The sequence below is a fragment of the Sporosarcina sp. ACRSM genome, from assembly GCF_022346545.1.
In the GTDB taxonomy this organism is placed as follows: domain Bacteria; phylum Bacillota; class Bacilli; order Bacillales_A; family Planococcaceae; genus Sporosarcina.
In genome coordinates, this window is record NZ_JAKRNU010000007.1 from 222,023 (window position 1) to 233,839 (window position 11,817).

The window sequence follows — 11,817 nt, forward strand, 5'->3', positions numbered from 1 at the left end:
TTTCATTAACTAGAAGGTCAAGTGAATAATGTAAATATGTAAGGAATTTAACAGGGAGATTCAACAAAGGTACAGCCCCCGTATAACCCCCATAAACCATTGATACGACTGCATTTGTACCATATCTTACTATGGAGACGGCGGGAGTCGAACCAACCGTCTCATGAAAGGCTTTAATACCGGTGTTTCCAAGGGTTTATGATGTGACTACTTAATTACCTAACTATTAAAAGTTTAAATTCATAATTGCTTTATCAATTTTATCTTGCTGTTCCTTTAAATTGTAAATCTCGAATTTATCATACCCTTCGCCGATAACATTAATTCTTAACCCTATATTATGCCATTCTTGCCATTCTTGCATACCATCTATTATTAGGAGAGCTGGCAATATGAACATATCATCTTTATCGATACTGTATTCGCCATACTCGTTTTTTATTAAAGCATTACATAATTTCTCAACAGTTACACCTAATCGTATCAAATCATCTTTCTTCACGTTATATGACTGCTTACTCTTACGTTCCATAATTATCACACTCCAATTTAATTCTAATTGTACCAAATAACAAATGGCTGTAAATGACAGAAAAGAAGAAATCCGCAACTAAATCAATACCTACTTGTATAATAAAAAGTCACACCTTTAATAGACGTGACCTTTATGTATTAGTTACTTAACCCGACAACATAAAAATAATATGAGTCTCAAGGTTATTGCAAACCTGTTATTAAAGTCTTTGTAGAATTCTGACTGGTAATTTAAGATCAAGCTACTTAGTAACATATCTTAAATTGTAATCTTCGTCATTGGCTGCACCTTCATCTTTTGAAACAAGGTCTTTCCAAACATAATTCTCCAACTAAAATGTGATTGCTCTCACTATTGCTTCTTTATCTTCCTGATTCAACTTTTCTTGACTCATAGTTATGTCACCTCCCTCTACACTAATCACAGCGTGAGTGGAAATGTTTACCACAGGTATTTACCAACACATTGAAGAGTAGCCACAACGACTGTTCAATTTAAAGTTCAACTGTTGTCAATCCATATTTACTTCTATCTAATTGGATTTGCTTCACTGGTATATTTTTTTGTTTAGCAATTTCCAAAACTTCACTCTTATCTTCTTCGCTTACTCTTGCACCCAAAATAACACTTTTCGGTTTACTAATCTTATAGTTAAAAGATTCTACTCCTTGTTCACTAATAAAAATCATTCTCCATTCTTTTTCATATGACCATTCGATTGACTTTGATATTGCTGGTTGAATAATGAGCATTGGATTTTCACTGACCTCTTCTGCGTAATCTTTGAACTCCAACAACTCTTCGATATAATCTACTGGATGAAGGCCCCATATAGCCTCATCACTCATGTCCATTTCGTTAAAATCATATTCAATACACATTCCAGAGTGGTTATTTGCATAGTGGCTCCACATCAACATTGATAGTTCGCTCTCACTAAAACATGAAGCGAATACTTTTCCCTGATGAAGCTTTGAGATGGATGATACATAATCATTGTATAACTCACCATCTTCTTTCATAAATTCATCAACAATTCCAGGTACAAGTTCTGGACTGTCTTTATATGGACTGTAATGATATAAAAAGAATTGCAAAGTTCCTTTATAATCCAAACTCTCAAAAACCAATTCTACCTCACTTAAATTAACATTGAACTTTTCGCAAAACACTTTTAATAACGCAACTTTATTTTTCTTTTCAAAAATAGTGCTTTTATCAATAGTCAATGCACTGTCATATGGATCATTAAAATCAGTCGCTTTACTGAAATAAGCTGTGTCACGCTTTAAATTTTCCAGTGACCAACAATTAATAGCACGATACTTATATAACGACGGGATTTTAAAAAGTTTTAATTTTAACCCTTCATCCGTATCGATTTTTGTTAGATCATCTGAAAACATTAACTCTTTATATCTTCCCTTCCACATTGTACTTCCTTCCCTTCTTTTACAAATATAATACCAAAGAAAAACCACTCATGTATTCATACATGAATAGCTATGAGGGTAGGTATATAAAGAGCCATATCCAATTTCTTTAGATTTAAATGAATCTTCCCTAGCAAAATTTATTTGCTAGTAAGTTTTCTTCAGGATACTCGCTCCAAAGAAAATGTTTGACCAAGGAGAGTGCTCAGCTATTTCTTCCAACCATTTTGCATCCCCTCTTGTTTTTTCTAATCTTGTCCAACGAAAGAAAAAACTCCCCCTAACCTGTCTGGGACAAAAAGAAAAAATTAATTTTTAGGTATGTGGTCATATACCCAATCGTTCATACACTTTATTTCGTTTGGATTTTAATGGTCATAAGCTCCCTATGAAACTTTTAAAAACTTTCCATGGCGTACAATTGTTTTAAACGTATGACTCTGTTTAAGGGCTATGAGTCACTATCAGCAAAATATAAAAATTATTGAAAAATAAAAGTGATTCGACAACTATTACACCTATGTATAAATTTCTACTACGAAAAATCGAAGTAGTTCTTCCAAACTTCGATCTTCAAATACTCCTGATTCATAGATTTTGATTATAAATTCTAAAGAAATGGCATTCTCCCCTCTTTCATAGTTACTTACCATTCTATCGGATAATCCTATTTGTTCAGCTAGTTGAGATATTGTTAATTTCCGAGATTTTCTTAGTTCTCTTAAACGTTCTCCCATTCTAATTATCCGGTCGTCTGCATAAATATTTTTTCTTTTTGTCAAAATAGGAACCCCCGGTACATGTTTACCACCAAATTTATGTAATAAGATATAGCTAGCTACAAAAATACAAAAAAGGAAGTGCTGTTATGAGCAACGTAAATAAAGTTTTCAAGTACAAAAAAAATGTTTCTATGGAAAGTCCTTATCCAGATGATAAACGGATGGTTTACCATTTTTGGGTTGATCTTAATGAAATTCCCAAAGGACTACCAACAGATGTGAATCCACGAGATGTAAACGATAAAACAAAAGTTTACAAAAAAATTGCTAATGCTATCACTTCTAGCGATGAATCATTCTTTGTAAACAATCGCGGCATTTTAATTGCAGCTAAAGATATTAAAGTCGATACCCTTAATAGAAAAGTTACTTTAAATCTTGGAGAAGACGATGAAGTTTCTAAAACTTTATACGGCGTATTAGATGGTGGTCACACATATAATGCAATACTAAAGCACCGTGGGAAAATTCAAGAAAATATTAAACAATATGTTCATCTAGAAGTTATGACATCAGTCAGAAATATTGATGAGCTGGCAAGTGCTAGAAACACAAGTGCACAAGTTTCTGATAAAGCAATTGCTGAGTTAGCCGAAAAATTTGCTTTTGTTAAAGAAGTTTTAAAAGGTCAACCTTATACTAATGAGATTTCCTACAGAGAAAATGAAACAGACAAGCGATTAGATTCAGAGGATTTTGTTCGATTAATGTTCTGTTTTAATATTTACAAATTCCCTAGTAATTCAAATATACAACCTATTTCCGCATACAGTGGTAAAGCTCAAGTTTTAAAAGATTATTTAAACGAATATGAAAAAGCCAATAATCCTTATAAGTTAATAGCTCCTTTGCTACCTAAAATCGTAGAAATACACGACAAGGTTGAAAAAGATATGCCAGCAGCTTATCTTGAAATGAATACTACAGGACGATTTGGAAGTTTAAAAGGGGTAGATAGAAAAGAAAATGGTACTACAACTAAATTTTTGGAAGAAGAAACACTTTACCAAATTTCTCAAGGTCTAATTTTCCCGATTATCGCATCATTCCGTGCTTTAATTAAGGAATCTAACAATAAACTCGAATGGGAAGTAGATCCTATTGAAGTTTGGAAGAATATCAAAACTAAATTAGTTAACAATACAATTGAAATGTCAAGACAACTTGGTAATAACCCTCAAAGTGCTGGAAAAAGTGCAACTCTCTGGGCTCAAAATTATGACGCTGTAAACACAGCTAAATTGCAGATTCAATTAGAAAAACTCAAAGGAAACTAAAGAATAAACACTTAGAAAAACAGTTGCTAAACAAATTAGTAGCTGCTTTTCTATTTTGTAGCTTGTCCCTTCGTGCCATTAAATCTTTCACTTCTAAAATTTCAAAATCAATTAATAATGACACATAATTTTCTCTAATTATTACAGATAGTGCATCTGTAGCTTTTTGATGAGGTTGAGCAGTTTCTACTAAACGCCTCGATCCATTTTAAGCTTCATGTTGTATGAATGTAACTGAATGACCTGTATATTCTAGTACGTATCCCTGTAGACTGGAACATTGATCCGTAATAAATTTAAGAACCCTATTTATTACGTTTTTTTTCATCGCAACTAACTAAATAGATAAAGCGACAACTAAGGTAGAGAAGCTGTGCCACTTTGGTTTTATGGTTTATTTATAGTTCTATTCTTTTCACTAATTCAGTTAATTGATATATAGAAATTTCACCTTTCAGATAACTCTCGTTAAGATCTTTAACTACAGTGGTAAGATCTATTTCTTCATCCAAACGATCTCTAAATTGATCAAACACTTCCAAATGACTTCTATTAACCTCTATATTTACTTCCAAAGTATCACGACTATTTAAAGCCATGCTAAGGTCGCATTGGATAATTTTTATCAATTTATTCAAAAAGGTAATAATAATAGTCAAATCTTCTTGTGTTGCTACTATTCCTATACTTCGGTGTCGATTTTTTGTATTTACTAATTGGGTTTTAAGCCTTTCTAATATAACTATTTGTGAATCTACTTGATCAAATTTAGAATAGTCATCGAAATACTCTGATGCATGACAGATACTCAATCTAGTCAAAGCCTGCATATAAGTTTGTAAGAACCTTAAAAACTCTGGGTGCTTTTCAAAATTGCCTACTATATCTAGTTCATTTAAATAGCTAATTACTTTCAAATACTCTTTTTTTGTTTTTAACGGATTATAATTCATGCATTTCAGTACATCTGGGTTAAAAGTTTTTACATTGGTGCATTCAAAATAAAAATCGATTAACCTTAATCGATTCTCTTCTGTCACCTCTACTACTTTAAAGCATTCAAATAAATGCAAGTATGGATCTCTCCCAAATTTAAATATTGTAGTGTGATCCATTACATACCGATCTCCATAATAGAAATAACTCCAAAATTCTTCAAATGCTTGTTTTTGATTTGCCAATGGCTCTCTTAATACATCTTCACACATTTTTTCTACTGCAAATTCATAGTCTGTAAATACGGACTTTCCTTCATATAATAAATTCCAAACAACACGGTCTAGCTTTTCATTGCCATGTTTAGCTTTCAATTTTATCCCTTCAAATCGAATTGTATCTTCAAACTGCATGGGGTTAACTATATCGTAATTAAACAGCTTTAAGATACTATAATTTATACGATTTTCTTCTTCCTTAAAAATATTTCGAACTAACTGTACTGTCGTTTCATCTGTTGAATCAAGTGCAATTAAATCAATAATTGTATATTGTTTATCTTCGTGTGAAAATTTAAAGGTCTCAAACAGGCTTTCTTTTATATTTATTTCTTCATATTTATCTGTAAAGAGATGCTTTAACACATAGAAGCTAATTACGGTATCTTTATTCTTACTATAAATTTTCTTCTTCTGTTGTAACACCAATACAATTTCATTAATCATATGCTGCAATTTTCTTATAGGTATGTACTCAATCGAAAGATTGTATTCATTGCCAACTTTAAAAAATTCACTAAGTATATTAAAACGAGTACTTTGTAAAGTTAAATATTTGAAATCATCAATTGAAAGAACAGATTCATCTATATGTTGTAACTCAAATTGTAGAATCTCTGTAAAATGTAACTCTGTGATATTCATTCTAAATGGAATGTATTTTTCCAAATAATTCGATGTGAAACCCATTGCCTTTAATTCTTGTTCATCATATTGATACATAACCTTGATATGGTCATTAGCAATTTTTTCTGAGATTGCAAAGATTTCTCTCAATACATCGGGATTATTAATCCTATCGATATCCTCATATACTACGATGATTCTCTTCTTCAATTTTTCCATTTCTTGTTGGAAGCCTTTTAAAATTTCAGCATTTGAATCACTACTATTTAAAACTAAATTCAATAAGTCTTGTATTTTTGAAATAAAGGATGTCGTAGTAATATTATTCTTCATTTTATTTGCGTATTTCGGCATGATCCGATTGTGGTACAATAATTCTTCAAATTTATTAATTAGAGTAGACTGCATTTCTTGTAAATTGCATGTTAATAAATCAATTTCAATGTACTCATATCGATTTCCCAAACGTTCCTTTAATTCATTAACTAAAAAGGTTTTCCCAGTTCCCCAGCGACCATTTAGGCCTATTATTTGAAAAGTTTCAACATAGTGCTCTAATAGTTTTAAATCTAGCTCTCGTTTTTCAATTAAAAGAGGCTTTAAAGGCACTCTGTCTTCTTGAGAAACAGTATTTAATACTAAAAAGAAAGCCGCCACTAAGAGAATATCCAGTATACTAATAAAGGCCAATTCACCCCATACCGTTTGCACAGGGGCTCCACTTTCTATAATTTGCTTAGTACTATACGTGGTAAAAAATACAATATTAACTGTTATTAGAGACTTGAAAAAGCTTTGATTTTTAGAAAAAGCAAAGTTAATTAGTACTAGTAGACCTTGTGCAATAAATATAGATAAATAGATTTTCCAATTAACTTCTATTGAATTAAATATTATTACTGCTACTATCGCAGATATGACTATTTGATTTAAAGTAGACCTCATATGACACCTCATTCCCCCTATTTAATACCATGACTGGTTCTCAAAAAAATTCGGCATTTAATAATATCCAATATTTTCCACTAAATATATTAGGTATAAAAAAAGAGATATTGCCCAAGAGTACAACTCCCGTTCAATATCTCTATCTTTATAAAACGTTGATACAACTGCATTTGCACCATATTTAACTATGGAGACGGCGGGAGTCGAACCCGCGTCCAGAGGCTCCAACACTCAAGCATCTACGCGTGTAGATTGTCTATTTGCGTTTCGCGTATCATTATGCCGACAATCAGGGCGTCTTGTACGCTATCCTGCGAATCTCTTCCGTCTGCCTCAGGAGGCAACAGCCGTCGTATCCCACTAATAAGTGAGCCTTACAATGCCACATGGGCGATGGAACTGCAAGGCAGATTCAGTCAGCTATTAAGCTGCGAATGCTAAGTTGTTGTTTGTTTTGCCAGTTATTATAAACTGCCGTTTCTGACGGAGCCGAGCCCTCCGACGCGCAACTCAAGCTCAGACGACCCCTGTCGAATCCGTAACGTCCCCGTTATGAGGATGTCAGGATAGCCGAATATGGATGTTCAAAAAGTCCGGGAAAAATAGCTGTCGGATTACGTTGTCAGCTTGCTTTTCCGGTCCTCACGTATGTAAATACGCTCCGGTCCTCAAAGCTACGCTTCCTAGTACTCCTCGGCTCTTTTTGTCCTCCTTTTTGAACTTACATTTAAAGGCTTCTGAACTGAATTTCTATAGCTAGTATACCGCATTTTTACGTAAAAATCAATAGCGTTGCTTGTCTTTGAGTGCGCGGGCCATTTCGCGTTTGGCTTCTTTTTTCTTGAGGTCTTCGCGTTTGTCGTAGTCTTTCTTCCCTTTTCCGATGCCGATCAGTACTTTGGCGAAGCCGTCTTTCAAGTACATTTTGAGTGGGACGATTGCGAAGCCTTGCTCTTTCGTGCGACCGATTAGTGAGCTGATCTGCTTTTTGTGGAGCAATAGTTTTCTGGATCGGAGCGGATCGTGGTTGAAACGGTTTCCTTGGTCGTATGGACTGATGTGCATATTAGAAATCCACGCTTCGTTGTTTCGGATGCGGACAAACGAGTCCCGTAGTTGCACTTTGCCGTTACGGATGGATTTGATTTCCGTTCCTTGTAGGACGATGCCTGCTTCGATTGTTTCTTCAATTGCAAAATCGTGGTTCGCTTTTTTGTTGACTGCGACCACTTTTCCTGCGCCTTTTGCCATCTCATTCACCCTCTTTTATATTGAAACCCGGGGACGGCAACAGCCGTCCCAGCGTCATTTTTTCTTTTTCGGCTTGCCTTTCGATTTCTTGGCGACGCCTTCGTAGAATTTTTTCTTTTTATTGTACGTGCCTGATTTCTTTTTGTCTCCAGACTTTTTGTCTTTGGATTTACCACGTGATTGGTTGTCGTCCTGCTTTTTCTTGGCATGGATGACTTTTGGCTTTTCTTTGCGTGAACGGTGGAACGATTGTTTCATGCCGACGATTTCAAAGTCGATGATGGATTCTTCCGGTTTGACGGCAGCCACTTTCACGGTTACTTCGTCACCGATCCGGAACTGTTTGCCGGTATGTTCACCGATCATCATCATTTGTCTATCGTCAAAGCGGTAATAATCGTCCGTCATATAGCTGACGTGTACGAGTCCTTCGATGGTGTTTTCCAATTCGACGAACATACCGAAGTTCGTGACGGATGAAATGACCCCTTCGAATTCTTCCCCGATTTTATCGAGCATGAATTGAGCCTTTTTCAATGACTCAGTATCGCGTTCCGCATCAACTGCGCGTCGTTCCCGCTCGGATGTATGCTGAGCGATTTCAGACAATGAAGCAGCCCAATGTGCGAGCGTCTGCCCAGATACATCTTTTTCGATCAAGTACGTGCGGATCAGACGATGGACAATCAAGTCCGGATAGCGACGGATCGGCGCAGTGAAGTGCGTATAGAACTCCGTGGATAAACCGAAGTGACCGAGACTTTCATCAAAGTACTTCGCCTGTTGCATGGAACGAAGTAACATCGTTGAAATAACCGTTTCTTCCGGCAATCCTGCAATCGACTCGACGATTTCCTGTAAAGCGCGCGGATGGACTTTATTGCCCGTCCCTTTAACGACTACGCCGAAATTCGTTAAGAACTCGAAGAAGCGCGTCAGTTTTTCCGCTTTTGGATCTTCGTGAATCCGATAGATGAATGGCACTTGCATCCAGTGGAAATGCTCTGCGACTGTTTCATTCGCCGCCAACATGAACTCCTCGATGAGTCGTTCTGAGACGGTACGTTCCAAAATGATAATGTCTGTCGGCCAACCTTTTTCATCGACAAGGATTTTCGATTCTTTAAAATCAAAATCGATCGCTCCACGGTCAATCCGTTTTTGTTTCAAAATTTTGGCCAAGTCCGCCATATCATTGAGCATTGGAACGATATGTGCATATTTCGCCGAAAGTTCTTCGTCTTTTTCGTCGATGATTTGGTAGACGTCACTATACGTCATCCGTTCTTTCGAGCGAATGACACTTTCGAAGATTGCATGGTCGGTGACTTTCCCGTTACCGTCAATGGTCATTTCGCAAGTCAACGTCAGTCGATCAACGCCCGGATTCAAGGAACAAATCCCGTTCGATAACTTATGCGGCAACATTGGAATGACGCGGTCCGTCAAGTAGACACTTGTACCACGGTCAAACGCGTCTTCGTCCATCGGTGAGTTTTCCGTTACATAATAACTGACATCCGAAATATGGACGGACAATTTATACGTCCCATCGGCATTCTTCTCAACGGAAATGGCATCGTCCAAGTCTTTTGCATCGGCGCCATCAATGGTGATCGTCAGCTCATCCCGCAGGTCTCTGCGTTTGAACAAGTCCTGTTCTTGCACTTCTTCCGGGATTTTATTCGCCTGATCCATTACTTCCGGTGGGAATTCGACTTCGATGCCATGCTTATGGATGATCGAAATGATATCTACGCCAGGGTCGTTTTTATGGCCTAAAATTTGTGTCACCATACCGGTTGCCGATTTCAAGTCACTCGGCCAATCCGTTATTTCCACGACGACTTTATGGCCATCGACTGCATCCAGTGCATTCCCTTTGGCGATGAAAATATCCATCGGCAGTTTTTTATCATCCGGGATGACAAAACCGAATCCTCGATTATCCTGATAAGTTCCGACAATCTTCGTCGTTTTCCGTTCTGCAACACGGATGATGGTCCCTTCCCGGCGATCGCCTGATGTCCCGTTTGTTACGCGGACAAGGACGATATCCCCGTTCATCGCTCCATTGACGTCATGGGGCGGAATGAAAATATCATCCATCCCTTCCGTCTCCGGCGTGACAAAACCGAACCCTTTTGAATGGCCGATAAATTTCCCGCGAACGAGATTCATACGCTCGGGAACGCCATAGCGATTCGTCCGGGAACGGATAATGATTCCTTTTTGCTCGAGGTGAACGAGCATTTTCACCAATTCTTTAAATTCCGCTGCCTGTTCATAACCCATCAATTCCTGGATTTCTTGGACAGTGAGCGGCTTATAAGATTCTTCTTTCATAATGGACAGTAACTTATCTTGCATGTCCTGATCAAATTGATCCAAGTACATCCCTCCTCCTACATAGACCTAGCATGGTCATTTTTACTTCCTTTCACACGGACCAATCGAGCGATTCAAGAAATTCGAAAATATCTTCATGAAGCTGTGCTTTTTCCGGTCCGAGTGTAATGACATGCCCAGATTCTTCATACCATTTGATTTGTTTATCTTCCGATTCGGCTTCGTTATAAATGATGTTTGCAGAGTCTGGATCGATCACTTCGTCGTTTGTCGCTTGGACAACGAAAAGCGGTGCATATATGTGATCGACATGGTTGCGAACATCTTCGACCAGTCCGCGAAGATCTGCGAGTGAAGGCATCGATTGGTGTTGCAATGCCTCTACTTCTCTTTCGATTTCTGTCTCGCTTTTTCCTTCATACTTCTTATATTCACGCGCATATTTCAGGACGCCTTCATACATCAGATCCGTCGTTTTCATGGACATTGGGGCACACATCGTGACAATTCCCTTCACGGGCATGTTATACCCTACTTTGAGGGAAAATACGCCTCCAAGTGATAATCCTGCGACGGCAATTTCTTCATAACCGGCTATTTTCAGTTGTTGATAGCCTGCAAGCACATCCATCCACCAATCTTCCGGCCCTGTATGTATTAGTTCTTCCGGTGGAACACCGTGCCCTCTATAATGAGGGGCGAGTGATGTATAGCCTTTTTTCTCTAGAAAACGCCCGAGCATCCGGACGTCCGCTGAAGTTCCTGTGAATCCGTGGAGAAGCAAAACGGCCCGCTTTCCTTGTTCAATGAAAAATGGTTTTGGCTGCGCAATTCTCATCTATATTATCCTCCCTACAAAAAACGCCCGACCAGTCGGACGGTCAGGCGATAGTGATCTATTCAATATTTCACCAATTCGTAATCATTAGACGAACTTCATGATTGCGATTGACAATACGATAAACAATATGGCAAGTACAACTGTTACCCGTTGAAGAACGAGATCAAGTCCACGCGCTTTTTGTTTTCCGAATAGTTGTTCAGCACCACCGGAAATCGCCCCTGAAAGACCAGCACTTTTCCCGGATTGCAATAATACGACTACGATTAGCGAAAGTGCTACGATCACAAGCAGCGTCATCAGTAAAGCGTGCATTCTGTTCCACCTCCTGATTCGAACTTCACATACGTATCATTTTACCAAAGACAAGCCTTCGATACAACCTATAGCGTCAATTTAGCAAATGGTGCTAGTTTCCCCATTTGGTTGCATTCATGAACCGTTTGGTTGCACTCGGACTCTATTTGATTGCAGTTATGAGTGATTTGGTTGCACTCAACGCCAAGTTGATTGCAACTCAGGACTTTCGAACCAATGAAAAACCCGCCGCAGCGGGTTTT

At 37.5% G+C, this 11,817-nt stretch carries 9 protein-coding genes, 1 other RNA gene and 1 pseudogene; 1 reads left to right on the forward strand and 10 read right to left on the reverse strand.

Annotation, left to right across the window (positions count from 1 at the left end; all coding sequences use genetic code 11):
• Positions 1–226 precede the first annotated feature (226 nt).
• From MHZ95_RS13065 to MHZ95_RS13075, 3 genes are all read right to left on the reverse strand, one after another.
• The gene (locus MHZ95_RS13065; protein ID WP_239391126.1) at positions 227–532 is read right to left on the reverse strand and encodes a hypothetical protein; all 306 of its coding nucleotides are present in this window, start codon (positions 530–532) and stop codon (positions 227–229) included.
• A 497-nt stretch (positions 533–1,029) separates the two neighbouring features.
• A complete protein-coding gene (locus MHZ95_RS13070) occupies positions 1,030–1,968 on the reverse strand; it encodes a DUF2971 domain-containing protein (protein WP_239391128.1) in 939 nt (312 codons plus the stop codon).
• A 518-nt stretch (positions 1,969–2,486) separates the two neighbouring features.
• The gene (locus MHZ95_RS13075; protein ID WP_239391130.1) at positions 2,487–2,750 is read right to left on the reverse strand and encodes a helix-turn-helix domain-containing protein; all 264 of its coding nucleotides are present in this window, start codon (positions 2,748–2,750) and stop codon (positions 2,487–2,489) included.
• A gap of 86 nt (positions 2,751–2,836) precedes the next feature.
• On the opposite strand from MHZ95_RS13075, the gene MHZ95_RS13080 reads away from it, so the two are divergent.
• Positions 2,837–4,027, forward strand: coding sequence for an AIPR family protein (locus MHZ95_RS13080; protein WP_239391132.1), 1,191 nt, complete (start codon positions 2,837–2,839; stop codon positions 4,025–4,027).
• Here the strand turns inward: MHZ95_RS13080 and MHZ95_RS21000 are convergent.
• The 7 genes and pseudogenes from MHZ95_RS21000 to secG all read right to left on the reverse strand — a co-directional run.
• Positions 4,014–4,208 (reverse strand): annotated as a pseudogene (locus MHZ95_RS21000) (hypothetical protein); the annotation flags it as partial. The gene MHZ95_RS13080 and the pseudogene MHZ95_RS21000 overlap by 14 nt on opposite strands.
• A 217-nt stretch (positions 4,209–4,425) precedes the next feature.
• On the reverse strand, positions 4,426–6,813 hold the full coding sequence (locus tag MHZ95_RS13085) for a P-loop NTPase fold protein (protein ID WP_239391133.1): 2,388 nt from the start codon (positions 6,811–6,813) through the stop codon (positions 4,426–4,428).
• 188 nt (positions 6,814–7,001) lie between these two features.
• Positions 7,002–7,365: a transfer-messenger RNA gene (gene ssrA, locus MHZ95_RS13090) on the reverse strand.
• Between the two features lie 234 nt (positions 7,366–7,599).
• Positions 7,600–8,067 carry an SsrA-binding protein SmpB gene (smpB, locus tag MHZ95_RS13095; protein WP_239391134.1) on the reverse strand — a complete coding sequence of 156 codons (468 nt, stop codon included), beginning with the start codon at positions 8,065–8,067 and terminating at the stop codon, positions 7,600–7,602.
• A 54-nt stretch (positions 8,068–8,121) separates the two neighbouring features.
• Positions 8,122–10,464: a ribonuclease R gene (gene rnr, locus MHZ95_RS13100; RefSeq protein WP_370643032.1), complete on the reverse strand. Its 2,343-nt coding sequence runs from the start codon at positions 10,462–10,464 to the stop codon at positions 8,122–8,124.
• A gap of 43 nt (positions 10,465–10,507) precedes the next feature.
• Positions 10,508–11,254 (reverse strand): alpha/beta hydrolase, encoded by a 747-nt coding sequence (locus MHZ95_RS13105; RefSeq protein ID WP_239391135.1) that lies wholly within the window; start codon positions 11,252–11,254, stop codon positions 10,508–10,510.
• Positions 11,255–11,341: 87 nt separating this feature from the next.
• Positions 11,342–11,572 (reverse strand): preprotein translocase subunit SecG, encoded by a 231-nt coding sequence (gene secG, locus MHZ95_RS13110; RefSeq protein ID WP_239391137.1) that lies wholly within the window; start codon positions 11,570–11,572, stop codon positions 11,342–11,344.
• Positions 11,573–11,817: the final 245 nt, after the last annotated feature.

What these genes read in the sequence shown, in the direction of transcription:
- MHZ95_RS13065 (WP_239391126.1), bottom strand. Translation starts at nt 532, where the DNA reads ATGGAACGTAAGAGTAAGCAGTCATATAACGTGAAGAAAGATGATTTG.
- MHZ95_RS13070 (WP_239391128.1), bottom strand. Translation starts at nt 1,968, where the DNA reads ATGTGGAAGGGAAGATATAAAGAGTTAATGTTTTCAGATGATCTAACA.
- MHZ95_RS13080 (WP_239391132.1), top strand. Translation starts at nt 2,837, where the DNA reads ATGAGCAACGTAAATAAAGTTTTCAAGTACAAAAAAAATGTTTCTATG.
- MHZ95_RS13085 (WP_239391133.1), bottom strand. Translation starts at nt 6,813, where the DNA reads ATGAGGTCTACTTTAAATCAAATAGTCATATCTGCGATAGTAGCAGTA.
- smpB (WP_239391134.1), bottom strand. Translation starts at nt 8,067, where the DNA reads ATGGCAAAAGGCGCAGGAAAAGTGGTCGCAGTCAACAAAAAAGCGAAC.
- rnr (WP_370643032.1), bottom strand. Translation starts at nt 10,464, where the DNA reads ATGTACTTGGATCAATTTGATCAGGACATGCAAGATAAGTTACTGTCC.
- MHZ95_RS13105 (WP_239391135.1), bottom strand. Translation starts at nt 11,254, where the DNA reads ATGAGAATTGCGCAGCCAAAACCATTTTTCATTGAACAAGGAAAGCGG.
- secG (WP_239391137.1), bottom strand. Translation starts at nt 11,572, where the DNA reads ATGCACGCTTTACTGATGACGCTGCTTGTGATCGTAGCACTTTCGCTA.